Genomic DNA, 24649 nt, shown 5'->3' on the forward strand with positions numbered 1-24649 from the left:
GAACACGCTCTTTGGACATGTTCCAGAGTTTTACAACGCCAAAACTACGTCGCGAATTCCGTCCCCGCCAGCAAGGAAAGGCTGGGCTAACCTGCAGGTTTACCCTTTTTCGCTCACCTGATCATCAGTGTGCGCAGATGTCGACCGGGTGATGCTGTGGCTGGTGAGGCTCGCCGGGGTCACCGGAGTGGGACACATCCCCCATGGCATCGATCGGGCTCCGGGCACGGGCACGGGGCGCACTGCTGGGCCTGGCCGTCGGTGACGCGCTCGGGGCCCCCGCCGAGAACATGAAGCCCTCCGAGATCCGCACCCGGTGGGGCCGCATCACCGGGTACGTCTCTGATAACCCGTCCGGCACGGATGACACCGAGTACGCGATCTTCTCCGGCCTGCTGCTGGCCCGGCACGGCTCCGCACTCACCCCGGGCCATGTGGAAGCGGCCTGGCACGAGTGGATCGCCGACCGCGACGAGGGGCCCTTCCGGGGTGCCGGGTTCAGCGAACGCGGCACCCTGGAGAACCTCCGCCGCGGCCTGGCCGCCCCGATCTCCGCCCAGCACCGGCACGCCTGGAGCGACGGCCTGGCCATGCGCGCGGCACCCTTCGGGGTGTTCGCGGCGGGCCGCCCGGTGGAGGCGGCCCGGCTCGTCGCGATCGACGGCTCGGTGAGCCACGACGGCGAGGGCATCCACGGCGGCCAGGCGGTGGCCGCGGGCGTGGCGGCGGCGATGGCCGGCGCACCCCCGACCGCGGTCGTGGCCGCGGCCCTGGCGGTCGTCCCCGACGACTCCTGGACGGCCCGCAGCCTGCGCCGCGCGGTGGCCGTCGCCCACCGCGGCGAACGCGCGGTCCGCTCCGCGGTCGTCATCGGCGGCTACCCCTGGACCGACCTGGCGCCCGAGGCCGTCGCCCTCGCCTTCGGCGCGTACGCGGCGGCCGACGGCGACTTCGAGCAGTCGGTCCTGACCGCGGTGAACATGGGCCGCGACGCGGACACGACGGCGGCGGTGGCGGGGGCACTGGCGGGCGCGACACGGGGCGTGTTGGCGATCCCGCAGGCCTGGGCGACCCCCATCGGCCCGGTCCACGGCAGATGCCTCCCGGCGATGGCCGGCTACCACGTCCTGGACGTGGCGGACCTGCTGACACCGGCGCCCGGCGACGCAGAGCCGGAACCGACGGACTTCGTCCTGGCAGCCGACGGAACGGAGGCCCCCTCATGACGACCCACGACGCGCCCGCACACGAGGTGACGACCCACGACGCGCCGGCGCACGGGGGGACGACCCACGACGCAACGGCACACGCCATGACGGCACCCAGCGGGCCGGTACACGACGTGACGGCGCCCGACGTGACGGCACACGACACGCCGGCACACGACACGACGGCACCCGGCGGGTCGGCACACGACGTGACGGCGCCCGACGTGACGGCACACGACACGCCGGCACACGACACGACGGCACCCGGCGGGTCGGCACACGACGTGACGACACTCGGCGTGAAGGCACTCGGCGTGAAGGCACCCGCGCCCGCGGCCGCCGACCGCGAGGGCGACGGCGAGGGCGCCCCACGGGAGACCAGGACCCCTCGGGTGACGGTCACGGGCGGTGCGCGGGTGGGGGACAGAAGGGCCGAAGGCCTCCTGCTCGGCCTGGCCGCCGGCGACGCCGCAGGCTGGCCCGCGGCCCGCCACCGAGCCGCCCGCATGCCCGACTGGACCCGCCGCCTCACCCGCGAACTGGACACCTTCGCCGAACACAACGCCACCACCACCCTCCCCGTCCCCATCGCCCTGAACCAGCCCCCCGAGCCTCTCCGCCTCGGCCCCTCCGACGACGCCGAATGGGCGGCCTTCGCCGCCGAAGCCCTCCTGCGCGCGGGCGACGACACCGTCCGAGACGACCTCAGCCGCGAACGCCGCACCCGAGCCGCCATCGACCTCACCTGGAACGCCCTCGCCGCCGAGGTCGCCGCCGCGGCGGACCGCGCCCCCGAGATCGAGTCCGCCGTACTCCCCCTGCGTGCCCGCATCTCCGTCCGCGCCGGCCTGGGCAACCTCGCCACCGGCCTGCGCCCGCCCGCCACCGGCCACGACAACCCGCACTACTTCGACGACGCCGCCTGCGTACGCGCCTGCGTCCTGGCCGTGGCCCACCCCGGCGACCCCCGCAGCGCCGCCGGCCTCGCGGAGTTCGATGCCCGCTACACCCAGGACGGCGACGGTGTCCACGGCGCCCGGGCGATGGCGGCCGCACTCGCCCTCGCCCTGGCCGGCGCGGACGTCGACGCGTGTGTCACCGCGGCTCTCGCCGAACTCCCCGAGCAGACGGAGATCGGCCGCAACGCCCGGCACGCCCTGCGGCTCGCCGCCGCAGCGGACAGCGCCTTCGCCCTGGTCCCGCCCCTGGAGCACCAGATCGTCGACCACGTCTACAGCTACGGCATCGCCGCCGCCGAGACGGTCCCGGTCGCCCTCGCCCTGGCCACAGCCGCCCGCGGCCGCCTGGCGGAGGCGATCCCCGCGGCGGCCTGTCTGTCCCGCGTCGCGGACTCCGCCCCGGCCCTGGCGGGCGCCCTCACCGGCGCGCTGGGCGGCGGCGCCTCCGTCCCCGAGCCCTGGCGGGAGACCTGCCGCACCCTCTCCGGCTGTGTCCTGCCCCGCCTCACCGGCACGGACCTCGTGGAACTCGCCGAACTCCTGGAAGCCGTACAACCGGTCCGCCCGGGTGGATGATGCGGCCATGCAGCCCAAACCCCCCATGTGCCCCAGACCTCCCCAAAGCACCCCACTGGACGAGCGGATCACCGGTGCCCTGGTCGGGGCGGCGGTCGGCGACGCGCTCGGCGGTCCCGTCGAGGGCTACTCGCCCGAGCAGATCCTCGAACGCCACGGCGGCCGCGTCCACGGCATCGTCGGCCCCTGGCACGGCGACGACTGGCGCACCGCCCGTCCCCTCGCCCCGTACCACAAGGGCGACGGCCACGTCACCGACGACACGTTGATGACCCACGCCCTGGTCCGCGTCTACGCCCGGGTCCGCGACCACCTCGACGCCTACGCGATCGCCGGCCACCTGGTCCCGGACCTGATGACCGAGCCCCGCTGGATCCCGGAGCTGGAGAGCGAGGCCCTCCCCCTCCAGCGGATCTTCCTGGCGGAGAAATGGCTGGTGACGAGGATCCACTACGGCCATGCCGACCCGCGCGAGGCCGGCACCGGCAACATCGTCAACTGCGGGGCGGCGATGTACATGGCCCCGGTCGGGCTGGTCAACGCGGCCGACCCGCGTGCGGCCTATGCCGAGGCCCTCGATATCGCCGGCGCGCACCAGTCGTCGTACGGCCGTGAGGCGGCGGGTGTCCTGGCCGCGGCCGTGGCGGCGGCGTGCACGCCCGGCGCGACCCCGGAGTCGGTCGTCTCCTCGTGTCTCTCCCTCGCGAAGGACGGCACCCGGGCCGCGATCGAGCGGGTCTGCGAGGAGGCCTCCCGCCACACGGACTTCGAGTCGGCCCTGCGGCCGCTGCGCGAGGCGGTGACCCCCTACGACACGGTGGGCCCCGACTACCGCTCCCCCTCGCTCGGCGCCCGCCGCCCCTCCCGCCTGCACGCGATCGAGGAACTGCCCGTCGCGCTGGGCATGCTGCTGGTGGCACGCGGCGACTACCGCCACGCGGTCCTCGGCGCGGTGAACTACGGCCGCGACTGCGATTCCATCGCCACGATGGCCGGCGCCCTCGCGGGAGCCCTGGGCTCACCGGTCCCGGAGGACTGGGCCAAGACGGTCGCGGAGGCCAGCCGCCTGGACCTCTGGGAACCGGCCGCCACCCTCGCGGCCGTGACCCGCGAGATCTTCGACCGGGACGTGGCCCGCCGCCGCGCCCACGAGCAGGCCTTCGCGTCCCTCGGAGGCCGGGAATGCTCCGACTGACCTGGGTCCAGCCGGAGGACCTCATCGGCCACGAACTGCGCCAGGCGGCCCAGGACGGCCGCGAGCCCAGGGCGGTCGCGGCCCGCTGGCGCGCGGCGGGCGGCCCGGACGCCCCGGCCGCGGCGGGCGCCTCCCCCACCCCCGCGTCCCGCTACCTGCGCCGGCTGGCCGCGGACCTCCTCGACGAACTCGCGGACCTCCCCAGCCACTTGACCGACGACGAACCCACGGACCTGGAGAGGATCAAGGCGGCGTGCCCCGACTGGCCCGGGCCCCTGGGCACCCCGGCCACCACCCCGCACCGCCTGGAAGCCGCCTGGCTCGGCCGCGCCGCCGGATGCCTCCTGGGCAAGCCGGTCGAGAAGCTCCCCCTGGATGCCATCCGCCGGCTCGCCGGCTCCACCGGCAACTGGCCCCTCACCACGTACTTCACCGCCCGGGGCGTCCCGGCGGAACTCCTCGAACGGCATCCCTGGAACCGCCGCTCGGCAGCCACCTCCCTCGCCGAGAACATCGACGGCATGCCCGAGGACGACGACCTCGACTACCCCCTGCTCAACCTCGTCCTCCTGCAACGCCACGGCAGGGAATTCACCACCACGGACGTGGCCCGCACCTGGCTCGACGAGCTCCCCGCCGGCCGCACCTTCACCGCGGAACGCGTCGCCTACCGCAACCTCCTGACCGGCCTGGAGCCCCCGCACACCGCCCGCCACCGCAACCCGTTCCGCGAATGGATCGGCGCCCTGATCCGCGCCGACGTACACGGCTGGACCAACCCCGGCGACCCGGCCGCGGCGGCCGAGCAGGCCCACCGGGACGCCACCCTCACGCACACCGCCAACGGCGTCTTCGCCGCGATGTTCGCGGCAGCCACCATGGCGACGGCCGCGACCGGCGACCACGACATCCACACCTGTCTGCGCACCGGCCTCGCCGTCGTCCCGCCCCGCTCCCGCCTCGCCCGAGCCGTCCGCGAGGCCGTCCGGCTCGCACAGGAGCACGAGGACTTCGACACCGTCGTCGACGCACTCCACGCCACCCACGCCACGACCTACCACTGGGTGCACGCCGTCCCCAACACCGCCCTGATCGCCGCCGCCCTCACCCACGCGCACGGCGACTTCGCCGGCTCCGTCTGCCGTGCCGTCGGCGGCGGTTGGGACACCGACTCGAACGGCGCCACGGCCGGCTCGGTCGCCGGGCTGCTGGCCGGGCACCCCGCCGCGCTCCCCGGCCGCTGGACGGCACCCCTGAAGAACCGGCTGGCCACATCCGTCGGCGACTTCAACGGCATCGGCTTCGACACCCTCGCCCACCTCACGCACCGGGAGACCCGCCGCCCATGACCGCGCCCACGACCGCGTCCCCGAACGAGCCCACGACCGCGCCCCTCGCCGGCCTGCGCGTCCTCGACCTCGCCACCCTCTTCGCCGGCCCGATGGCCGCCACCCTGCTCGGCGACTTCGGCGCCGAGGTCGTCAAGGTCGAGCACCCGGGCAAGCCGGACCCCTCCCGCGGCCACGGCCCGTCGAAGGACGGCGTGGGCCTGTGGTGGAAGATGCTCGGCCGCAACAAGCGGACCATGACCCTGGACCTGTCGAAGCCCGGCGGCCGCGCCATCCTCCTGCGCCTGGCCGCCACCACCGACGTGATCATCGAGAACTTCCGCCCCGGCACTCTGGAGAAGTGGGATCTGGGCTGGCCGGAGCTGTCGGCCGTCAACCCCCGCCTGGTCCTGGCCCGGGTCACCGGCTTCGGCCAGTTCGGCCCCTACGCGCACCGCCCCGGCTTCGGCACCCTCGCCGAGGCGATGAGCGGCTTCGCCGCGATCACCGGCGAACCGGACTCGCCCCCGACCCTCCCGCCGTTCGGCCTGGCCGACTCCATCGCGGGCCTGACGACGGCGTACGCGGTGATGACGGCGCTCGCCGCCCGCGAACGCACCGGTGAGGGCCAGGTCGTCGACCTGGCCCTGATCGAGCCGATCCTGGCCGCCCTCGGCCCCCAGCCCCTCTGGTACGACCAGCTCGGTCATGTCCAGCCCCGCACCGGCAACCGCTCCCCCAACAACGCCCCGCGCGGCGTCTACCGCACCGCGGACGGCACCTGGGTCGCGGTCTCCACCTCGGCGCAGTCGGTCGCGGAACGCGTGATGCACCTGGTCGGCCGCCCGGAACTGATCAACGAGCCCTGGTTCGCCTCGGGCGCCGACCGCGCCCGGCACGCGGACGTCCTGGACGAGGCGGTCGGCGGCTGGATCGCCGCGCGCACCCGCACCGACGTCATGGCCGCCTTCGAGAAGGCCGAGGCGGCGATCGCCCCGGTCCAGGACGTCCGGGACGTGATGGCCGACCCGCAGTACCAGGCCCTGGGCACCATCACCACCGTCGACGACCCCGAACTCGGCCCGCTGCGCATGCAGAACGTCCTCTTCCGGCTCTCCGCCACGCCCGGCGCGATCCGCTGGGCCGGCCGCCCGCACGGCGCCGACACCGAGGAGGTCCTGACCGAGCTGGGCCTGACCCCGGACGACGTCACGGCGCTGCGCGCGGAGGGCGCCCTGTGACGGCGTACCCGCTCACCTGGCTCTACGCCCCGGGCGACCGCCCCCACGTGGTGGCGAAGGCCCTCACCAGCGGCGCCGACGTCGTCGTCGTCGACCTGGAGGACGCGGTCCCCCCGGACCGCAAGGCCTACGCCCGCGCCGCCACCGCGGAGCTGCTCACGGACCGGCCCGCGGTGCCCGTCCACGTCCGCGTCAACGCGCTGGGCGGCCGGGGCGGGCAGGACATCGCCGCCCTGGTGGGAGCACCGGGCCTGTCCGGGCTGCGGCTGCCCAAGGTGACCTCGGCCGCCGAGATCGTCGACGTGGCCCGCCGCACGGCCCGGACCGATCTGTACGCGCTCCTGGAGACCGCCCTCGGTGTGGAGCAGGCGTACGCGGTCGCGACCGCCCACCCGCGTCTGCGGGGCATCTCCCTGGGGGAGGCCGACCTCTGTGCCGACCTCGGCGTGCGGGACGGCACGGGCCTGGACTGGTCCCGCTCCCGGGTGGTCGTGGCCGCCCGGGCGGCGGGCCTGCCGCCGCCGGCCCAGTCGGTCCACCCGGACGTCCACGACCAGGAGGGCCTGGCCGCGTCCTGCGCGCACGGCCGTGCCCTGGGCTTTCTGGGCAGGGCCGCGATCCACCCCCGTCAGCTGCCGGTCATCGAGCGGGCCTATCTGCCCGGTGAGAAGGAGATCGAGCAGGCGGCAGCGGTTCTCAAGGCGGCCGCCGTCGAGCAGGGCGCCCAGGCCCTGCCGGACGGCCGCTTCATCGACGCGGCGATGGTCACGGCAGCCCGCCGCACCCTGTCCCTGACCCGCCACCGCTGACGCCCGGAAGACAACGGCCCGACACCCCACACCCCGCCGCACCAACGCGCCGGAGGCCACGCCCGACACCCCTCACGCCCGCCGCCCTTCACGCGCCGAAGGCCACGGCGCCACCCCTCACGCCCCGTCGCCATCCCGTGCGGAAGGCCACGCCCCGACACCCCTCACACCCCGCCGCCACTCTCACGCCGAAGGCCACGCCCGCCAGATCCTGCCCACCGTCCGCCGCCACCCACGCGCCGAGGACCACGACCCGGCACCTCTTGCCCACGACCGCGCCGCTGACGCGCCGAGGGCGCCCGGGGAGAGTCCCGGGCGCCCTCGGCGCGTCACATGCGGCGGACCGTCAGGTCTTCTTCCCCGACCCGGCCCCGTTCCTGGCACCGTCGGCCTCGGCCTCGGTTTCGTCTGCCTCGCCCGCGGGCGCGTCGTCCTCACCCGCGTCCTCGGCCCGGTCGGTGCTGCCCGCCGCGTCGGCCGGCTCGGCACCGTCGGTCTCGCCGCCGGCGGCATCCGCGCCCGGCTCCACGACGGCCTCGCGGCCGGGCCGCTTCTTCGACGACACCACCAGGTACGTCACCGCGAGCAGGAACACGAGGATCGCGGTCCAGACGTTCAGCCGGACACCCAGGATGTGGTGGGCGTCGTCGACGCGCATGTACTCGATCCAGCCACGCCCCGCGCAGTACGCGGCGACGTACAGCGCGAACGCCCGGCCGTGTCCGAGCCGGAAGCGGCGGTCGGCCCAGATGACCAGCAGCGCCACACCGATGCACCACAGCGACTCGTACAGGAACGTCGGGTGGTAGGTGCCCGGCACCCGCCCGTCCGACGAGGACGTGATCTCCAGGGCCCAGGGCAGATCGGTGGGCTTGCCGTACAGCTCCTGGTTGAACCAGTTGCCCCAGCGGCCGATCGCCTGGGCGAAGGCGATGCCCGGCGCGACGGCGTCGGCGTAGGCGGGCATCGGGATGCCGCGGCGACGGCAGCCGATCCACGCGCCCAGCGCGCCCAGCGCGATCGCGCCCCAGATCCCGAGGCCGCCCTCCCAGATCTTGAAGGCGTCCACCCAGTCACGGCCCTCGCTGAAGTACAGCTCGTAGTCCGTGATCACGTGGTAGAGCCGGCCGCCGACCAGGCCGAACGGCACGGCCCAGACAGCGATGTCGGCCACCGTGCCGGCCCGCCCGCCCCGGGCGATCCAGCGCTTGTTACCGAGCCAGACCGCGACGAAGACGCCGATGATGATGCAGAACGCGTAGCCGCGCAGCGGAATGGGGCCGAGGTACAGCACCCCGCGCGACGGGCTGGGAATGAAGGCAAGTTCCATGGCAAGGTCGACGCTACCGTGCCGCACCGGGCCCACGGCAAGCAGCCCGGCTACGGGTCCATAACAGGGGCGTGAGAATGGCCCTTACCCCTTGTTCGCCTTCTGCACCATCTGCTTCAGCTTGGCCGGGGTCATCGTCCGGTCCTGGTAGATGTTCTCGCCGTCGAACAGCACGGTCGGCGTGCCCGAGAAGCCGCCCTTGTTGAACGCCTGGTGGGACTTGGCGACCCAGCCGTTGTGCGTGCCCTTCTCGACACAGGTGCGGAAGGCGGGGATGTCCAGACCGTCGACCTTGCCGGCCAGCTCGATCAGCTTGGCGTTGTCCGCGTAGGCGTCGTCGACCTCCGAGGGCTGGTTGTCGAAGAGCACGTCGTGGTAGGCGGGGAACTTCCCGGCGTCCTGGGCGCAGGCCGCCGCGTTGGCGGCGTTGCGCGAGCCGGTGCCGCGCATGTTGCCGTCGATCAGGGTGACCAGGTGGTACTCGACCTTCAGCTCGCCGGCGTTCGTCAGCTCGTGGATCACCGGCCGGTACGCCGTCTCGAAGGACTTGCAGGCGGGGCAGCGGAAGTCCTCCCACACCGTGAGCGTGGACTTGGCGCTGTCCTTGCCGACCGGGAGGGCGAGGCTGTCCTTGCCCTGGGCTCCGGAGGGCACCACGACCGGGCCCGAGGCCTCGGCCTTGCCGCCGTCGTCCTTGCCGGCGTTGGCCGCGACGACGCCGATCACCGCCGCGAGTCCCAGGACGGCGACGACGGCCCCGCCCACCACCAGCGCGCGCCGGCGCTTGTCCGCGGACTTCTGCTTCTCGCGCTCGACCGCCAGCTTCTCCCGGGCGGTGCGCTTTCCCTCACGGTTCTTCTCGCTCACACCCCGGAAACGAACCGGGGAGGCGCACCGCGCCTCCCCGGCCCCAGGTCCACCCGTACGAGGGACCTGTATGACTTCCCGCCTTCTTACGCCTGTCGGCGCACGCCCTTGGCGAGGTCGCCCGCGAGCGCGCGCACGGCTTCCAGACCGGCCGCTTCGTCCGGGGCGTCCAGCATCGCCTTGACGAAGGCCGAGCCGACGATCACGCCGTCGGCGAAGCCGGCGACCTCGGCCGCCTGGGTGGCGTTGGAGACGCCGAGCCCGACGCAGACGGGCAGGTCGGCGCGCGTGGCCCGGGTGCGTTCCACCAGGCCCTGGGCCTGCGAGCTGACCGTGGCGCGGGTGCCCGTGACGCCCATCAGGGAGGCGGCGTAGACGAAGCCGCTGCCCGCCGCGGTGATCTGCGCGAGCCGCTCGTCCTTGCTGCTGGGCGCGACGACGAAGACGGTTGCCAGACCGTGCTTCTCCGCGTGCTCCCGCCACAGCGCCGCCTCCTGCACGGGCAGGTCGGGCAGGATGCACCCGGCGCCGCCCGCCTCGGCGAGCTCGGCGGTGAACCGCTCGACGCCGTAGCGGTCGATGGGGTTCCAGTACGTCATGACGAGGATCGGCTTGCCGGTGGCGGCGTGGGCCTCGCGGACCGTGCGCATCACGTCGGCGATCTTCACGCCGCCCCGCAGGGCGATGTCGTCGGCGGTCTGGATGACGGGGCCGTCGAGGACGGGGTCGCTGTGCGGCAGGCCCACCTCGACGATGTCCGCGCCGCCCTCGATGACGGCCTTGATCGCCTCGATGCCGCCGTCCACGGTCGGGAACCCGGCCGGGAGGTAGGCGATCAGGGCGGAGCGCCCTTCGGACTTGGCCGCTGCGAGGGTGTCGCTCAACAGCTGGATGTTCCCGCTCACTTGGCGTCCCCCTCGATCTCGGCGTTGGCGGTGTCCGCGTCGGCGGCGACCTCGGCGTCGGTGTCGTAGAGGCCGAAGTAGCGGGCGGCGGTGTCCATGTCCTTGTCGCCGCGCCCGGACAGGTTGACCACGATCAGCCCGTCCTTGCCCAGCTCCTTGCCGACCTCCAGGGCGCCGGCCAGGGCGTGGGCGCTCTCGATGGCCGGGATGATGCCCTCGGTGCGCGACAGCAGGCGCAGGGCCTGCATCGCCGCGTCGTCGGTGACCGCGCGGTACTCGCCGCGGCCGGAGTCCTTCAGGTAGGAGTGCTCCGGGCCGATGCCCGGGTAGTCCAGGCCGGCTGAGATCGAGTACGGCTCGGTGATCTGACCCTCGTCGTCCTGGAGGACGTAGGAGCGCGAGCCGTGCAGGATGCCGGGCTCGCCCGCGGTGAGGGTCGCGGCGTGCTCGCCGGTCTCGACGCCGTGCCCGGCCGGTTCGCAGCCGATGAGGCGGACGCCGGTGTCGGGGATGAAGGCGTGGAAGAGGCCGATGGCGTTGGAGCCGCCGCCGACGCAGGCGACGGCCGCGTCGGGCAGGCGTCCGGCGCGCTCCAGGAGCTGGCGGCGGGCCTCGACGCCGATGACCCGGTGGAAGTCGCGGACCATCGCGGGGAAGGGGTGCGGTCCGGCGACGGTGCCGAAGAGGTAGTGGGTGTGGTCGACGTTGGCGACCCAGTCGCGGAAGGCCTCGTTGATGGCGTCCTTCAGCGTGCGGCTGCCGGACTTCACGGCGATGACCTCGGCGCCGAGCATGCGCATGCGGGCCACGTTGAGGGCCTGGCGCCGGGTGTCGATCTCGCCCATGTAGATCGTGCAGTCGAGGCCGAAGAGCGCACAGGCGGTGGCCGTGGCCACGCCGTGCTGTCCGGCGCCCGTCTCGGCGATGACCCGGGTCTTGCCCATGCGCTTGGTGAGCAGGGCCTGGCCGAGGACGTTGTTGATCTTGTGTGAGCCGGTGTGGTTGAGGTCTTCCCGCTTCAGGAAGATCCGTGCGCCGCCCGCTTCCGCGGCGAAGCGGGGGACCTCGGTGAGGGACGAGGGGCGGCCGGTGTAGTTGACCAGCAGGTCGTCGAGTTCCTTGGCGAACTCGGGGTCGTGCTTGGCCTTGTCGTACTCGACGGCCACCTCGTCGACTGCGGCGACGAGGGCTTCGGGGATGAACTTGCCGCCGAAGGCCCCGAAGTAGCCTTCGGGGCTCGGGGTTTGACCCTCGGGGTCGGGAATGAAGAACTGACTGGGCATGCGAATACCTTCACGGTGAGTTGTGTGTGGAATGCACTAATCGCCGTGGGGGCGGGGATCTGTTGCCGGCCGCGGGCCGTCAGTGGCTTGTCGCGCAGTTCCCCGCGCCCCTTACGGGGCGCTGCTGCCATCGCATGCCGTTGACCTGCCCGGGTTCGTCACCGATGACGTACCGGACGCGGCGGCCGTGGACCCGGCGGGCGGGCGCACGGCAGCCGCGGGGGCGGCAGCCGCGCGCGAGGCGGGCGTACCGGTCCACGGTCGTCAGGGTGAGAGTCATCGGGACCAGCCTAGCGGTGATCAGCTCCGGCCGTGCCGGAGTGCGGGATGCTCGCCGGCCGCGACCAGGTCCGAGACGGCCGTCCTGGGGTCCTTGCCGGTGACCAGGGACTCGCCGACCAGCACCGCGTCGGCACCCGCGTTGGCGTAGGCGATGAGGTCGTGCGGGCCGCGGACGCCGGACTCGGCGATCTTGATGATGTGGTCGGGGATCTCCGGCGCCACCCGCTCGAAGGTGCCGCGGTCGACCTCGAGGGTCTTGAGGTTGCGCGCGTTGACGCCGATCACGCGGGCGCCGGCGTCGACCGCGCGCTCGACCTCGTCCTCGTCGTGCACCTCGACGAGCGGGGTGAGCCCGATGGACCCGGCGCGCTCGATGAGGGACTCCAGGGCGGGCTGGTCGAGGGCGGCCACGATCAGCAGCACGACGTCGGCGCCGTACGCCCGGGCCTCCCACAGCTGGTACGAGGTGACGATGAAGTCCTTGCGGAGGACCGGGATGTCCACCCGGGCGCGGACCGCCTCCAGGTCGGCGAGCGAGCCGCCGAAGCGGCGCTCCTCGGTGAGGACGGAGATGACGGCAGCGCCGCCCGCCTCGTAGTCCGCGGCGAGACCGGCCGGGTCGGCGATCGCGGCCAGCGCGCCCTTGGACGGGCTGGAGCGCTTGACCTCGCAGATGACCTTGACACCGTCGCCGCGCAGTGCGGCCACGCCGTCCTTGGCCGCGGGCGCCTTCGCCGCGCGCTCCTTGAGCTCGTCGAGGCTGACGCGCGCCTGCCGCTCCGCGAGGTCGGCACGGACTCCGTCGATGATCTCGTCGAGCACACTCACGCGAGCGGCCCCCTTCCAGACTCTTGACAGTTCCAGCGACCGATCGGGAAAACGATGGTCACTGCGATGGTATCCGCAGCAGGGCGAAGGCTTCGCATCCGGTTGACGCCGGTCCCAGTACCTGGACATACGCCGTCGATCAAGGATGGAGCCAGCCGCCGAAGGGCAGGTTCCGGACGACGGAGAAGACCAGCAGCAACGCCCCCAGGCTCCACACCAGCTTCGGGTGGGGGTCGATCCGCAGCGGGCGCCCGCGGAGCGCGTGGACCACCCAAACGGCCCACAGCACGGCGAAGCCCAGATAGCCGAGGGTCGCGAGCGCGTTGGCGTGCAGCGCCGTGAGGACGTCCCCGTGGACGAAGGCGTGCGCGCTGCGCAGTCCGCCGCAGCCGGGGCAGTAGAGGCCCGTGTAGCGCAGCAGCGGGCACGCGGGGTAGTGACCGGGTTCGTTGGGGTCCACGGTGCCCACGTAGGCGAAGGCGGCGGCGACGGCAGCGAGCACCCCGGCGGGGACGGCCAGACGGCTCGGGACGCTCGGCGTCACCCTTCGGCTCTCGGCGTTCACGGTAGGCATTGTGCCCCGCACGCGCGTGCGGGATGTGCCTCGGGGGTCAGCCCTCGGCGCGTGCCGGCTCGCGGTCGCCCGTCATCCGGTGCGGCTGGTGCAGGTCCTTGGGCTGGCCCAGGCCCATCATCCGCATGATGCCGCCGACGACACCGCCGAGCAGCACGACCACCATGCCGGCCCAGAAGCCCACCGGCTGGTCCAGCACCATGAACGCGCCCGAGACGCAGAAACCGATGAAGGCGATCGTGACACCGGTCCAGGCGGCCGGGGTGTGACCGTGGCTGCTGCCCGCCATTGCTTGCTCCTCGTTGCTGTGTGCGTGTCTGAGCAGGACGCTCGGGCCCATTGTCCCGCACGCGCGCTTGCCGGGTGAGCGGGGGTACTCCCCCGGTCGCCGCGGTCGCCGTGTGGGCTCAGGCCCCGGTCGGGTCCTCGCCGCGGTCGAGCGCCTTCCACAGGTCCTCGGGCCGGTCGGGGTCGACGGCGGGGGCCTTGCGGCGCGGCTGGGGCGTGCCGGACCGCTCGTAGCGGCCGGACATGCCGGGCCACAGCCGGCCGTACCGCAGGGCGAGCAGCCCGGCCAGGAGGATCAGGACGCCGCCGACGACCGCGACGTAGGGCCAGGCGGTGTGGCTGAGGGTGTCGACGGAGGCCGAGGTGTCGCCGGAGGCCTGCGCGGCCTGCTCGTCGAGCGCGGAGCTGTCGGAGGCGCCGAGCAGGGCCGCGGCGACGATGCCGACGCCGGAGAGCGCCAGCAGCGCGGCGACGGCCAGGCGGCCGGCGCGGCGGACCGCGAACACGGCGACGAGCGCGGCGAGGCCCACTATGGCGAGCGCCGCGGGAACGCCCGTGACGTCGCTGCCCTTGGCGGTCAGGGGGAAGGCGCCGCCGGCCACCGTCGCGGTGCCCTGCGACCATTGCTGCCGGGTGGCGAGCAGCGCCACGGCGGCGCCGAGGGCGCCGCTCAGCAGCGCCACGGCGAGGCTCAGGCGGCCGGCCCGGGCGGATCCGGGGGCTTCGGAACGGGGGTGCGGTACAGCAGTCACGTACCCACTATCGCCTGAAGCCCGGGCGAAACGTCACCCGGGGTTCGTCTCGGACGCTGCCGAGCCGGTTCGCCGTGTGGACGGCCCGCAGCACCGCGGCCGCCTTGTTGCGGCACTCGGTGTCCTCGGCGACCGGGTCGGAGTCGGCGACGATGCCCGCGCCGGCCTGGACGTAGGCGGTGCCGTCGCGCAGGAGGGCCGTGCGGATGGCGATGGCGGTGTCGGAGTCGCCGGCGAAGTCGAGGTAGCCGACGCAGCCGCCGTAGAGGCCGCGGCGGGACGGTTCGAGTTCGTCGATGATCTGCATGGCGCGGGGCTTGGGGGCGCCGGAGAGGGTGCCGGCCGGGAAGCAGGCGGTGAGGACGTCGAACGCCGTGCGTCCGGCGGCCACGCGGCCCGTCACCGTCGAGACGATGTGCATGACGTGCGAGTACCGCTCGACGGACATGAAGTCGACGACCTCGACCGAGCCGGGCTCGCAGACCCGCCCGAGGTCGTTGCGCCCCAGATCGACGAGCATGAGGTGCTCGGCGCGTTCCTTGGGGTCGGCGAGCAGCTCGTCGGCGAGGGCCTGGTCCTCCTGGGGGGTGGCGCCGCGCCAGCGGGTGCCGGCGATGGGGTGCACCATGGCCCGGCCGTCCTCGACCTTGACCAGGGCCTCGGGGGACGAACCGACGACGTCGAACCCGTCGAAACGGAACAGGTACATGTACGGGGACGGGTTGGTGGCCCGCAGGACCCGGTAGACGTCCAGCGCGCTCGCCGTGCACGGCGTCTCGAAGCGCTGCGAGGGGACCACCTGGAAGGCCTCACCGGCCCGGATGCGCTCCTTGATGTCCTCGACGGCCACCTGGAAGTCGGGGCCGCCCCACAGCGCGGTGTACTCGGGGAGCTCGGAGGGCGGGAGGACCGCCGGGGGCTGGGCGACCGGGCGGGAGAGGTCGGCCTCCATCGCGTCGAGTCGGGCGACGGCGTCGGCGTGGGCCTCGTCGACGCCGGTCTCCAGGTCGTTGTGGTTGATCGCGTTGGCGATCAGCAGGACCGAGCCCTCCCAATGGTCCATGACGGCCAGGTCGCTGGTGAGGAGCATGGTCAGCTCGGGCAGCTTGAGGTCGTCGCGCTCGCCGGGGCCGATCTTCTCCAGGCGGCGGACGATGTCGTAGCCGAGGTAGCCGACCATGCCGCCGGTGAAGGGCGGCATGCCCTCCTGGTGGGGCGTGTGCAGGGTTTCGATGGTGGCGCGCAGGGCGGCGAGGGGGTCGCCGTCGGTGGGGACGCCGACGGGCGGGGTCCCGAGCCAGTGGGCCTGTCCGTCGCGTGCGGTCAGCGTCGCGGCGGACCGCACGCCGACGAAGGAGTAGCGGGACCACGAGCGGCCGTTCTCCGCGGACTCCAGCAGGAAGGTGCCGGGCCGCTCGGCGGCGAGCTTGCGGTAGAGCGCGACCGGGGTGTCGCCGTCGGCGAGCAGCTTGCGGGTGACGGGGACGACCCGCCGGTCGGTGGCGAGCTTGCGGAAGGTCTCGAGGTCCATGGCCGCTGACCTTACTGATCCGTGGCGGAGCCGGCGGAACCGCCGTCCTCGAGGAGTACGTCCTCGTCGAAACAGGTGCGGGCTCCGGTGTGGCAGGCGGCGCCGACCTGGTCGACCTTGACGAGCACGGTGTCGGCGTCGCAGTCCAGGGCGACGGACTTCACCCACTGGAAGTGGCCGGAGGTGTCGCCCTTGACCCAGTACTCCCGGCGGCTGCGCGACCAGTACGTGCACCGGCCGGTGGTGAGGGTGCGGTGCAGCGCCTCGTCGTCCATCCAGCCGAGCATGAGCACCTCTCCGGTGTCGTACTGCTGGGCGATGGCGGGCAGGAGACCGTCGGGGCTGCGCTTGAGGCGCGCGGCGATCTCCGGGTCCAGGAGGCTGGGCGTGCTGGTCATGGTGACCATTGTGCCGCGCCACTGGCGTGCCTGATGGAGTGTCCACTGGGCGGACCGGGGGGCCGGTCGTAGGCTGGCCGCATGTCGACCCATGCCAAGCGTGAACGACTCCTCCTCGCCGATCTGTTGGAGACCGCGGGCCCGGAAGCGCCCACCCTGTGCGAGGGCTGGAGGACCCGGGACCTCGCCGCGCACGTGGTGGTGCGCGAGCGCCGTCCGGACGCCGCCGGCGGGATGCTGATCAAGCAGCTCGCGCCGCGTCTGGACAAGGTGATGGCGGAGTACACCGACAAGCCGTACGAGGAGCTGATCCAGCTGATCCGTACGGGCCCGCCGCGCTTCTCGCCCTTCTCCCTCAAGCCGGTCGACGAGGCGTCGAACATCATCGAGTTCTACGTCCACACCGAGGACGTCCGGCGTGCCCAGCCCGACTGGTCGCCGCGTGATCTCGACCCGGTCTTCCAGGACGCCCTGTGGTCCCGCCTGGAGCGCACCGCCCGCCTCATGGGCCGCGGCGTCCCGACGGGCCTGGTCCTGCGCCGCCCCGACGGCCAGACGGCGGTGGCCCACCGCGGCACCCCGGTGGTCACGGTGACCGGCGAGCCGTCCGAGCTGGTGTTGTTCTCCTACGGCCGGCAGAGCGCGGCCAAGGTCGATCTGGACGGCGACGAGAACGCGATCGCGAAACTCAACGAGAGCAAGCAGCTCGGGATCTGAGCAGTTCTGAATCCGGGCAGATACGCCGAGAGCCCCGGTCGCGCCACGCGGCCGGGGCTCTCGGCGGGCGGGGGCGGCCTCACCGCACCGGGTGGCCCGCCTCCCGCAGCGTCTCCTTGACCTGGCCGATGCGCAGGTCCCCGAAGTGGAACACCGACGCGGCCAGGACCGCGTCCGCGCCGGCCTCGACGGCCGGGGGGAAGTCGCCCAGCCGGCCCGCGCCGCCCGAGGCGATGACGGGGACCGTGACGTGCTTGCGGACGGCCCGGATCATCTCCAGGTCGTAGCCGTCCTTGGTGCCGTCCGCGTCCATCGAGTTGAGCAGGATCTCGCCCGCGCCCAGTTCCGCGGCCCGGTGGGCCCACTCGACGGCGTCGATGCCGGTGCCCTTGCGGCCGCCGTGGGTGGTCACCTCGAAGGAGCCCGATTCGGTGCGGCGGGCGTCCACCGACAGGACCAGGACCTGCCGGCCGAAGCGTTCGGCGATCTCGCGGATGAGTTCCGGGCGGGCGATGGCGGCGGTGTTGACGCCGACCTTGTCCGCTCCGGCCCGCAGCAGCTTGTCCACGTCCTCGGCGGTACGGACGCCGCCGCCGACCGTGAGCGGGATGAACACCTGCTCGGCCGTGCGGCGCACGACGTCGTAGGTGGTCTCGCGGTTGCCCGACGAGGCCGTGATGTCCAGGAACGTCAGCTCGTCGGCGCCCTCGGCGTCGTACACCTTGGCCATCTCGACGGGGTCGCCCGCGTCGCGCAGGTTCTGGAAGTTGACGCCCTTGACGACCCGGCCGTTGTCCACGTCCAGGCAGGGGATGACTCGGACCGCCAGGGTCATGAATCGTGCTCCTCTAGTGCTCTTCGGAGGGGGTTCCTCTGAATGCTTCCACTTCCACCGACACCAGGACCCGGGAGTCGATGAAGCCCTGCACGATCAGCAGGGTCGTGACCGGGCGCACGGAGTCGAACAGTTCCTTGTGGGCCCGGCCCACCGCGTCGACATCGCGGGCGTGTGCCAGATACACCCGGGTGCGGATCACGGACTCGGGTGCGAGCCCGAGCTCGGCGATCGCCTCCAGGGCGCTGGTGAAGGCCACCTTGGCCTGCTCGTAGGGGTCGCCCTCGCCGTAGAGCACGTCGCCCTTGAAGGCGGTCGTGCCCGCGACCAGCACACGGTCGCCCGCCTCGACGGCGCGTGCAAAGCCGACGGACTCTTCCCAGGGACTTCCGCTCTGCACACGCCGCACGGTCATGACGACACAGCCTCCAAGGCCTCTTCAAGGGTGAACGCCTTCGCGTACAGCGCCTTCCCGACGATGGCCCCTTCGACACCGAGCGGGACGAGGTCGGCGATGGCCCTCAGGTCGTCGAGCGAGGAGACCCCGCCGGAGGCCACGACCGGGCGGTCGGTGGCGGCGCACACGTTGCGCAGCAGCTCCAGATTGGGGCCCTGGAGCGTGCCGTCCTTGGCGATGTCGGTGACGACGTACCGCGCGCAGCCCTCCTTGTCGAGGCGCTCCAGCGTCTCGTAGAGGTCGCCGCCGTCGCGGGTCCAGCCGCGGCCGCGCAGGGTCGTGCCGCGGACGTCGAGACCGACGGCGATCTTGTCCCCGTGCTGGGCGATGACCTTGGCGACCCACTCCGGCGTCTCCAGGGCGGCGGTGCCGAGGTTGACGCGCCTGCAGCCGGTGGCGAGGGCGGCGGCGAGGGTGTCGTCGTCGCGGATGCCGCCGGACAGCTCCACCTTGATGTCCATGGCCCGGGCGACCTCGGCGATCAGCTCGCGGTTGTCGCCGGTGCCGAACGCGGCGTCCAGGTCGACCAGGTGCAGCCACTCGGCGCCGGAGCGCTGCCAGGCGAGGGCGGCCTCCAGCGGGGAGCCGTAGGAGGTCTCCGAGCCGGACTCGCCGTGCACCAGACGGACGGCCTGGCCGTCCCGGACGTCGACGGCGGGGAGGAGTTCGAGCTTGCTCACAGTGTTCCGATCCAGTTGGTGAGGAGCTGGGCTCCGGCGTCGCCGGACTTCTCGGGGTGGAACTGCGTGGCCCACAGGGCGCCGTTCTCGACGGCCGCGACGAACGGCTTGCCGTGCGTGGACCAGGTGACCTTGGGCGCCTCGATCGTCGGGTTGTGCGTCTGAAGCGACCAGTCGTGGACGGCGTAGGAGTGCACGAAGTAGAAGCGGGCGTCCGCGTCGAGGCCGGCGAACAGCTGGGACCCGGGCGCCGCCTCCACGGTGTTCCAGCCCATGTGGGGCACGATCTCGGCCTGGAGCGGCTCGACGGAGCCGGGCCACTCGTCGAGGCCCTCGCTCTCCACGCCGTGCTCGATGCCGCGCGCGAAGAGGATCTGCATTCCGACGCAGATGCCCATGACCGGGCGGCCGCCGGAGAGCCTGCGGTCGACGATCCAGTCGCCGCGTGCCTCGCGCAGGCCCGTCATGCAGGAGGCGAAGGCGCCGACGCCGGGCACCAGCAGGCCGTCGGCGTTCATGGCCTTGTCGTAGTCACGGGTGATCTCGACGTCGGCTCCCGCGCGCGCGAGGGCGCGTTCGGCGGAGCGGACGTTGCCGAAGCCGTAGTCGAAGACCACCACCTTCTTCTGCGGGGCGCTCAATTCCACACCTCCAGCCTCACCACACCGGCCGCAAGGCACATCGCGGCGCCGATCGACAGCAGCACGATCAGGCCCTTGGGCATCTTCTGCTTGACGAAGGAGTAGATCCCGCCGACGAGGAACAGGCCGACGACGATCAGCAGGGTCGAGGTGCCGTTCACAGGGCGCCCTTCGTGGAGGGGAGGATGCCGGCCGCGCGCGGGTCGTGCTCGGACGCGTAGCGCAGGGCCCGGGCCAGCGCCTTGAACTGGCACTCCACGATGTGGTGCGCGTTGCGCCCGTAGGGCACGTGCACGTGCAGCGCGATCTGCGCCTGGGCCACGAAGGACTCCAGGATGTGCCGGGTCATGGTGGTGTCGTACTCGCCGATCATCGGCGCCATCTTCTCGGGCTCGGTGTGCACGAGGTAGGGGCGGCCGGACAGGTCGACGGTGACCTGGGCGAGGGACTCGTCCAGCGGGACCGTGCAGTTGCCGAAGCGGTAGATGCCGACCTTGTCGCCGAGGGCCTGCTTGAAGGCGGCGCCGAGGGCGAGGGCGGTGTCCTCGATGGTGTGGTGCGAGTCGATGTGCAGATCGCCCTCGGTCTTCACCGTCAGGTCGAACAGACCGTGGCGGCCGAGCTGGTCGAGCATGTGGTCGTAGAAGCCGACGCCGGTCTTGATGTCGGTCTTGCCGGTGCCGTCGAGGTCGATCTCGACGAGGACCGAGGTCTCCTTGGTCACCCGCTCTGTGCGGCCTACGCGGCTCATGTGCTCTGCTCCTTCTTCAACTCACGTACCGCGTCGAGGAACGCGTCGTTCTCTTCGGGGGTCCCTGCGGTGACCCGGAGCCAGCCGGGCACGCCGTTGTCCCGGACCAGGACGCCCCGGTCGAGGATCTTCCGCCAGGTCTCGTGGGAGTCCTCGAACCGGCCGAACTGCACGAAGTTCGCGTCCGACGCGGTCACCTCGTAGCCGAGGGCGAGCAGTTCGGTGACCAGGCGGTCCCGTTCGGTCTTGAGCTGCTCGACGTAGCCCAGCAGGGTGGCGGTGTGCTCCAGGGCGGCCAGGGCGGTCGCCTGGGTCACGGCCGACAGGTGGTAGGGCAGCCGGACCAGCTGGACGGCGTCGACGACGGCCGGGTGCGCCGCGAGGTAGCCCAGGCGCAGGCCCGCCGCGCCGAACGCCTTCGACATGGTGCGGGAGACGACGAGGTTCGGGCGGCCCGCCAGCAGCGGCAGCAGCGAGTCGCCGTGGCTGAACTCGATGTACGCCTCGTCGACCACCACCATCGACGGCTTCGCCGCCTGCGCGGCCTCGTACAGCGCGAGGACCGTCTCGGGCGGGACGGCGGTGCCGGTGGGGTTGTTGGGGGTGGTGATGAAGACGACGTCCGGCTGGTTCTCGGCGATGGCCTTCTCGGCGGCGGCGAGGTCGATCGTGAAGTCCTCGTTGCGGGGGCCGGAGATCCAGCCCGTGCCCGTGCCGCGCGCGATGAGGCCGTGCATCGAGTACGACGGCTCGAAGCCGATGGCGGTGCGGCCCGGTCCGCCGAAGGTCTGCAGCAGCTGCTGGATGACCTCGTTGGAGCCGTTGGCCGCCCAGACGTTGGCCACGCTGACCTCGTAGCCTGAGGTGTCGGTGAGGTACTCCGCCAGCCGCGTGCGCAGCTCGACCGCGTCCCGGTCCGGGTAGCGGTTGAGGTTCCGGGCGGCTTCCCGGACCCGCTCGGCGATGCGTTCGACCAGCGGCTCGGGCAGCGGGTAGGGGTTCTCGTTGGTGTTCAGCCGTACGGGGACGTCCAGCTGGGGCGCGCCGTAGGGGGACTTACCGCGCAGCTCGTCCCGTACGGGGAGATCGTCGATGCGTACGTCGCTCACTTGCCCTGGGGAACCTTCCAGTCGAACCTCGCCTTGATCGCCGCGCCGTGTGCCGGCAGGTCCTCCGCCTCCGCCAGCGTGACCACGTGGTGGGCGACCTCGGCCAGCGCGTCCTGCGTGTAGTCGACGATGTGGATGCCGCGCAGGAAGGACTGCACGGACAGGCCCGAGGAGTGGCAGGCGCAGCCGCCGGTGGGCAGGACGTGGTTGGAGCCGGCCGCGTAGTCGCCCAGCGACACCGGCGCCCAGGGGCCGATGAAGATGGCGCCGGCGTTGCGGACGCGGTCGGCCACGGCGGCGGCGTCGGCGGTCTGGATCTCCAGGTGCTCGGCACCGTACGCGTCGACCACCTTGAGGCCTTCGTCGACGCCGTCGACCAGCACGATCGCGGACTGCCTGCCCGACAGGGCCGGAACGATCCGGTCGTCGACGTGCTTGGTGGCGGCGACCTGCGGCTCCAGTTCCTTCTCGACCGCGTCGGCGAGGTCGACCGAGTCGGTGACCAGGACGGCGGCGGCCAGCGGGTCGTGCTCGGCTTGGCTGATGAGGTCGGAGGCGACGTGCACCGGGTCGGCCGTGTCGTCGGCGAGGACCGCGATCTCGGTGGGTCCGGCCTCGGCGTCGATGCCGATCCTGCCGGTGAAGTAGCGCTTGGCGGCGGCGACCCAGATGTTGCCGGGGCCGGTGACCATGTTCGCGGGCGCGCAGGACTCGGTGCCGTAGGCGAACATCGCGACGGCCGTGGCCCCGCCGGCCGCGTAGACCTCGTCGACGCCGAGCAGGGCGCAGGCGGCGAGGATCGTCGGGTGCGGCAGGCCGCCGAAGCCGGCCTGGGCGGGCGAGGCGAGCGCGACGGACCCGACGCCGGCCTCCTGCGCGGGCACCACGTTCATGATCACGGAGGACGGGTACACGGACCGGCCACCGGGCGCGTACAGCCCGACGCGGTCGACCGGAACCCACTTCTCGGTCACGGTGCCGCCGGGCACCACCTGGGTGGTGTGCGTCTGGCGGCGCTGCTCGCGGTGGACGATCCTGGCGCGGCGGATGGACTCCTCCAGGGCCGCGCGCACGGCCGGGTCGAGCTCCTCCAGCGCACGGGTGAGCGCGGCGGCCGGCACGCGCACCTGGTCGAGCCTGACCCCGTCGAACCGCTCGGCGGCGTCGATCAGCGCCGCGTCGCCCCGATGATGCACGTCCTCGCAGATCGGACGCACCTTCTCCAGGGCGGCCGCAACGTCGAAGTCGGCTCGGGGCAGCAGGTCGCGCAGGGCGGGGCCCTCGACGAGGGCGTCGCCGCGCAGATCGATTCGGGAGATCACGTGCTCAATTCTCTCAGACCTGGGTGAGGCGTCGTTCGCGCGTATCAATGGCTGATACAGAACCCCGAGGGAAGACGGAAGATCACCCTTACGTGGTGTGTTCGGGGGGTCACGCAGCGGGCATGAACAGGTGTACGAAGAAGTGACCCGCGAGTACCCGGGGAGGGAGGAAAGCGCTGTGACCGAGGGGGCCGGTGTGCGTGCCGGGGAGCTGCCCGAGGACCTGACCGCGGCCGAGGCCGGCATGTGGCAGGCCTTCCGCAACGGCACCGTGTACGACCTGAGCAGCGGCGACGCCGTGGTGGACGACCCGCACGGCGGCCACCCCTGGGGTGCGGAGCGGACCGTGCGGGCCAGGATCGTGTGCTGGCTGCTGCTCGACGGCCCGCCCGCCCTGGCCGGCCGCGTGTCGTCGCTGAAGCTGATGGGTGTGCAGATCAGCGGCTCCCTGGACCTCGCGGGTGGCACGGTCGTGCCGTACGTGGAGATGCGCCGGTGCCGATTCGAGCAGGACGTGCTGCTGCCGGAGGCCCGCTTCACGACCCTGCGGATGGTGGACTGCTCGGTGCCCCGGCTGGAGGCGGCCCGGGTGCACACCGAGGGCGATCTGCACCTGCCGCGCTGCCGCTTCCACCACGGCATCCGGCTCACGGACGCGCAGATCGGCACGGACCTGATGCTCAACCAGGCGATCGTGCACCGGGACCACAGCGGCCGGTCGATCGCCGCGGACGGCATGACCGTCGGCCAGGACTTACAGGCCGAGCTGCTGGCGTCGCACGGCGAGCTGAGCCTGCGCGCCGCCACCGTCGGCGTCTCCCTGAGCCTGCGCGGGGCGCGCCTGTCCAACCCCTACGAGCGGCTCGCGCTGAACGCCCCGCAGCTGACCGTCGAGCGCAGCCTCTATCTGACACCGGCGGGGGTCGGCGCCCAGGCGATGAGCGGTATGACCCCGGCGCAGGGGACGCGGATCCAGCGCTTCGCCTGCGAGGGCGGCATCCGGCTGGACGACGGCCGGTTCGGCGACGCCGTCGACTTCGAGGGGGCCCGGTTCACCCTCACGGATGACCAGGAGCTGTCGCTGCGCCGGGTGCAGACGCCGGAGCTGCGGTTCCTCGGGGAGCAGCCGGTGCGCGGGCGGGTGGTGCTGTCCGGGGCGAAGGTCGTCAACCTGATGGACCGGGCGGACGCCTGGCCGGGCCCGGGGCGGCTGCACATGGGCGGCTTCGCCTACGAGAACCTGGTGCCGCGCGGGCCGTTCCCCCTGCCCGAGCGGCTGGACTGGGTGGCCGCGGCGACCGCCGAGTACAACCCGGAGCCGTACGAGCGTCTCGCCTCCGTGCTGCGGGCCGGCGGGGAGGACGAGGACGCCCGCGAGGTGCTGCTCGCCAAGCAGCGCCGGCATCGCGAGAGCCTGCCGATGGCGGCCAAGCTGTGGGGCTACGCGCAGGACTGGACGGTCGCCTACGGATACCGGCCGGGCCGGGCCGCGGTGTGGATGGCGGTGCTGTGGGCGGCGGGCTCCTTCGCCTTCGCACAGGCCGGCCACCCCCCGATGAAGCGGGGCGAGCACCCGGAGTGGAGCCCCACGCTCTTCACCCTCGATCTGCTGCTGCCGGTCATCGACCTGGGCCAGGTGGGTTTCTGGCAGCTGCGGGGGGCCTGGCAGTGGCTGGCGACGGCGATGATCCTGCTGGGCTGGATCCTGGCGACGACGGTGGCGGCGGGGGCGACGCGGCTGTTGCGCCGCAACTGACGGTGCTTGTGTGACCACAGTTATTGA

Annotated in this window: 27 protein-coding genes; 8 read left to right on the forward strand and 19 right to left on the reverse strand. The window is 72.7% G+C overall.

Annotation, left to right across the window (positions count from 1 at the left end):
* Positions 1–203: 203 nt before the first annotated feature.
* Genes ACFCXS_RS12970 through ACFCXS_RS12995 form a run of 6 tightly spaced genes read left to right on the forward strand, consistent with a single transcriptional unit; the run spans position 204 to position 7316 of the window.
* Positions 204–1226, forward strand: coding sequence for an ADP-ribosylglycohydrolase family protein (locus tag ACFCXS_RS12970; protein ID WP_376643302.1), 1023 nt, complete (start codon positions 204–206; stop codon positions 1224–1226).
* On the forward strand, positions 1223–2743 hold the full coding sequence (locus tag ACFCXS_RS12975; RefSeq protein ID WP_376643303.1) for an ADP-ribosylglycohydrolase family protein: 1521 nt from the start codon (positions 1223–1225) through the stop codon (positions 2741–2743). The genes ACFCXS_RS12970 and ACFCXS_RS12975 overlap by 4 nt, the downstream gene beginning before the upstream one ends.
* Before the next feature lie 7 nt (positions 2744–2750).
* On the forward strand, positions 2751–3938 hold the full coding sequence (locus tag ACFCXS_RS12980; protein WP_376643304.1) for an ADP-ribosylglycohydrolase family protein: 1188 nt from the start codon (positions 2751–2753) through the stop codon (positions 3936–3938).
* Positions 3926–5287 carry an ADP-ribosylglycohydrolase family protein gene (locus ACFCXS_RS12985; protein ID WP_376643305.1) on the forward strand — a complete coding sequence of 454 codons (1362 nt, stop codon included), beginning with the start codon at positions 3926–3928 and terminating at the stop codon, positions 5285–5287. Before ACFCXS_RS12980 ends, ACFCXS_RS12985 begins: the two co-directional genes overlap by 13 nt.
* Entirely contained in the window at positions 5284–6507 is a 1224-nt protein-coding gene (locus ACFCXS_RS12990) for a CaiB/BaiF CoA transferase family protein (RefSeq protein WP_376643306.1), read from the forward strand. The genes ACFCXS_RS12985 and ACFCXS_RS12990 overlap by 4 nt, the downstream gene beginning before the upstream one ends.
* On the forward strand, positions 6504–7316 hold the full coding sequence (locus tag ACFCXS_RS12995) for an HpcH/HpaI aldolase/citrate lyase family protein (RefSeq protein ID WP_376643307.1): 813 nt from the start codon (positions 6504–6506) through the stop codon (positions 7314–7316). Before ACFCXS_RS12990 ends, ACFCXS_RS12995 begins: the two co-directional genes overlap by 4 nt.
* A gap of 346 nt (positions 7317–7662) precedes the next feature.
* Here the strand turns inward: ACFCXS_RS12995 and lgt are convergent, their stop codons facing one another.
* The 11 genes from lgt to hisI form a co-directional block, all read right to left on the reverse strand.
* Complete coding sequence (lgt, locus tag ACFCXS_RS13000; RefSeq protein ID WP_376643308.1) at positions 7663–8646, reverse strand: prolipoprotein diacylglyceryl transferase; 984 nt, start codon at positions 8644–8646, stop codon at positions 7663–7665.
* Positions 8647–8730: 84 nt separating this feature from the next.
* The gene (locus tag ACFCXS_RS13005; protein WP_376643309.1) at positions 8731–9513 is read right to left on the reverse strand and encodes a DsbA family protein; all 783 of its coding nucleotides are present in this window, start codon (positions 9511–9513) and stop codon (positions 8731–8733) included.
* 86 nt (positions 9514–9599) lie between these two features.
* On the reverse strand, positions 9600–10418 hold the full coding sequence (gene trpA / locus ACFCXS_RS13010; protein WP_376643310.1) for a tryptophan synthase subunit alpha: 819 nt from the start codon (positions 10416–10418) through the stop codon (positions 9600–9602).
* Positions 10415–11701, reverse strand: a complete 1287-nt coding sequence (trpB, locus tag ACFCXS_RS13015; RefSeq protein WP_376643311.1) for a tryptophan synthase subunit beta — start codon at positions 11699–11701, stop codon at positions 10415–10417. The genes trpA and trpB overlap by 4 nt, the downstream gene beginning before the upstream one ends.
* Before the next feature lie 79 nt (positions 11702–11780).
* Complete coding sequence (gene trpM / locus ACFCXS_RS13020) at positions 11781–11981, reverse strand: tryptophan biosynthesis modulator TrpM (RefSeq protein ID WP_376643312.1); 201 nt, start codon at positions 11979–11981, stop codon at positions 11781–11783.
* 20 nt (positions 11982–12001) lie between these two features.
* Positions 12002–12811 (reverse strand): indole-3-glycerol phosphate synthase TrpC, encoded by an 810-nt coding sequence (trpC, locus tag ACFCXS_RS13025; protein WP_376643313.1) that lies wholly within the window; start codon positions 12809–12811, stop codon positions 12002–12004.
* Between the two features lie 139 nt (positions 12812–12950).
* On the reverse strand, positions 12951–13385 hold the full coding sequence (locus ACFCXS_RS13030) for a DUF2752 domain-containing protein (protein ID WP_376643314.1): 435 nt from the start codon (positions 13383–13385) through the stop codon (positions 12951–12953).
* Positions 13386–13422: 37 nt separating this feature from the next.
* The gene (locus tag ACFCXS_RS13035) at positions 13423–13674 is read right to left on the reverse strand and encodes an HGxxPAAW family protein (protein ID WP_053671860.1); all 252 of its coding nucleotides are present in this window, start codon (positions 13672–13674) and stop codon (positions 13423–13425) included.
* A 118-nt stretch (positions 13675–13792) separates the two neighbouring features.
* On the reverse strand, positions 13793–14425 hold the full coding sequence (locus tag ACFCXS_RS13040; RefSeq protein ID WP_376643315.1) for a TIGR02234 family membrane protein: 633 nt from the start codon (positions 14423–14425) through the stop codon (positions 13793–13795).
* A gap of 7 nt (positions 14426–14432) precedes the next feature.
* Complete coding sequence (locus ACFCXS_RS13045; protein WP_376643316.1) at positions 14433–15956, reverse strand: anthranilate synthase component I; 1524 nt, start codon at positions 15954–15956, stop codon at positions 14433–14435.
* 11 nt (positions 15957–15967) lie between these two features.
* The gene (gene hisI, locus ACFCXS_RS13050) at positions 15968–16354 is read right to left on the reverse strand and encodes a phosphoribosyl-AMP cyclohydrolase (protein ID WP_376643317.1); all 387 of its coding nucleotides are present in this window, start codon (positions 16352–16354) and stop codon (positions 15968–15970) included.
* A gap of 81 nt (positions 16355–16435) precedes the next feature.
* Between hisI and ACFCXS_RS13055 the strand changes: the two genes are divergently transcribed.
* Positions 16436–17071: a TIGR03085 family metal-binding protein gene (locus ACFCXS_RS13055; protein ID WP_376643318.1), complete on the forward strand. Its 636-nt coding sequence runs from the start codon at positions 16436–16438 to the stop codon at positions 17069–17071.
* Positions 17072–17150: 79 nt separating this feature from the next.
* Here ACFCXS_RS13055 and hisF read toward each other — a convergent pair whose 3' ends face one another.
* Genes hisF through hisD form a run of 8 tightly spaced genes read right to left on the reverse strand, consistent with a single transcriptional unit; the run spans position 17151 to position 22866 of the window.
* Positions 17151–17906, reverse strand: a complete 756-nt coding sequence (hisF, locus tag ACFCXS_RS13060; protein ID WP_376643319.1) for an imidazole glycerol phosphate synthase subunit HisF — start codon at positions 17904–17906, stop codon at positions 17151–17153.
* A 13-nt stretch (positions 17907–17919) separates the two neighbouring features.
* A complete protein-coding gene (locus ACFCXS_RS13065) occupies positions 17920–18321 on the reverse strand; it encodes a RidA family protein (RefSeq protein ID WP_376643320.1) in 402 nt (133 codons plus the stop codon).
* A complete protein-coding gene (gene priA / locus ACFCXS_RS13070; RefSeq protein WP_376643321.1) occupies positions 18318–19043 on the reverse strand; it encodes a bifunctional 1-(5-phosphoribosyl)-5-((5-phosphoribosylamino)methylideneamino)imidazole-4-carboxamide isomerase/phosphoribosylanthranilate isomerase PriA in 726 nt (241 codons plus the stop codon). The genes ACFCXS_RS13065 and priA overlap by 4 nt, the downstream gene beginning before the upstream one ends.
* Entirely contained in the window at positions 19040–19684 is a 645-nt protein-coding gene (gene hisH / locus ACFCXS_RS13075; RefSeq protein ID WP_376643322.1) for an imidazole glycerol phosphate synthase subunit HisH, read from the reverse strand. The genes priA and hisH overlap by 4 nt, the downstream gene beginning before the upstream one ends.
* Complete coding sequence (locus tag ACFCXS_RS13080) at positions 19681–19845, reverse strand: hypothetical protein (protein ID WP_003989585.1); 165 nt, start codon at positions 19843–19845, stop codon at positions 19681–19683. The genes hisH and ACFCXS_RS13080 overlap by 4 nt, the downstream gene beginning before the upstream one ends.
* Complete coding sequence (hisB, locus tag ACFCXS_RS13085; protein ID WP_376643323.1) at positions 19842–20435, reverse strand: imidazoleglycerol-phosphate dehydratase HisB; 594 nt, start codon at positions 20433–20435, stop codon at positions 19842–19844. Before hisB ends, ACFCXS_RS13080 begins: the two co-directional genes overlap by 4 nt.
* Positions 20432–21544 (reverse strand): histidinol-phosphate transaminase, encoded by a 1113-nt coding sequence (locus tag ACFCXS_RS13090; protein WP_376643324.1) that lies wholly within the window; start codon positions 21542–21544, stop codon positions 20432–20434. The genes hisB and ACFCXS_RS13090 overlap by 4 nt, the downstream gene beginning before the upstream one ends.
* The gene (hisD, locus tag ACFCXS_RS13095; protein WP_376643325.1) at positions 21541–22866 is read right to left on the reverse strand and encodes a histidinol dehydrogenase; all 1326 of its coding nucleotides are present in this window, start codon (positions 22864–22866) and stop codon (positions 21541–21543) included. The genes ACFCXS_RS13090 and hisD overlap by 4 nt, the downstream gene beginning before the upstream one ends.
* A 178-nt stretch (positions 22867–23044) precedes the next feature.
* Between hisD and ACFCXS_RS13100 the strand changes: the two genes are divergently transcribed.
* Positions 23045–24622 (forward strand): oxidoreductase, encoded by a 1578-nt coding sequence (locus tag ACFCXS_RS13100; protein WP_376643326.1) that lies wholly within the window; start codon positions 23045–23047, stop codon positions 24620–24622.
* Positions 24623–24649 lie beyond the last annotated feature (27 nt).

The sequence above is a fragment of the Streptomyces sp. NPDC056373 genome (genome assembly GCF_042262425.1).
GTDB lineage: Bacteria > Actinomycetota > Actinomycetes > Streptomycetales > Streptomycetaceae > Streptomyces.

Bases quoted from the DNA above. Each gene is read 5' to 3' on its own strand.
- trpM (WP_376643312.1), bottom strand. From the start codon at position 11,981: ATGACTCTCACCCTGACGACCGTGGACCGGTACGCCCGCCTCGCGCGC.
- trpB (WP_376643311.1), bottom strand. From the start codon at position 11,701: ATGCCCAGTCAGTTCTTCATTCCCGACCCCGAGGGTCAAACCCCGAGC.
- ACFCXS_RS12975 (WP_376643303.1), top strand. From the start codon at position 1,223: ATGACGACCCACGACGCGCCCGCACACGAGGTGACGACCCACGACGCG.
- ACFCXS_RS12990 (WP_376643306.1), top strand. From the start codon at position 5,284: ATGACCGCGCCCACGACCGCGTCCCCGAACGAGCCCACGACCGCGCCC.
- hisI (WP_376643317.1), bottom strand. From the start codon at position 16,354: ATGACCAGCACGCCCAGCCTCCTGGACCCGGAGATCGCCGCGCGCCTC.
- ACFCXS_RS12970 (WP_376643302.1), top strand. From the start codon at position 204: ATGGCATCGATCGGGCTCCGGGCACGGGCACGGGGCGCACTGCTGGGC.
- ACFCXS_RS13035 (WP_053671860.1), bottom strand. From the start codon at position 13,674: ATGGCGGGCAGCAGCCACGGTCACACCCCGGCCGCCTGGACCGGTGTC.
- ACFCXS_RS12985 (WP_376643305.1), top strand. From the start codon at position 3,926: ATGCTCCGACTGACCTGGGTCCAGCCGGAGGACCTCATCGGCCACGAA.
- hisB (WP_376643323.1), bottom strand. From the start codon at position 20,435: ATGAGCCGCGTAGGCCGCACAGAGCGGGTGACCAAGGAGACCTCGGTC.
- ACFCXS_RS13045 (WP_376643316.1), bottom strand. From the start codon at position 15,956: ATGGACCTCGAGACCTTCCGCAAGCTCGCCACCGACCGGCGGGTCGTC.
- ACFCXS_RS13030 (WP_376643314.1), bottom strand. From the start codon at position 13,385: ATGCCTACCGTGAACGCCGAGAGCCGAAGGGTGACGCCGAGCGTCCCG.
- ACFCXS_RS13065 (WP_376643320.1), bottom strand. From the start codon at position 18,321: ATGACCGTGCGGCGTGTGCAGAGCGGAAGTCCCTGGGAAGAGTCCGTC.
- ACFCXS_RS13055 (WP_376643318.1), top strand. From the start codon at position 16,436: ATGTCGACCCATGCCAAGCGTGAACGACTCCTCCTCGCCGATCTGTTG.
- hisF (WP_376643319.1), bottom strand. From the start codon at position 17,906: ATGACCCTGGCGGTCCGAGTCATCCCCTGCCTGGACGTGGACAACGGC.
- ACFCXS_RS12980 (WP_376643304.1), top strand. From the start codon at position 2,751: ATGCAGCCCAAACCCCCCATGTGCCCCAGACCTCCCCAAAGCACCCCA.
- lgt (WP_376643308.1), bottom strand. From the start codon at position 8,646: ATGGAACTTGCCTTCATTCCCAGCCCGTCGCGCGGGGTGCTGTACCTC.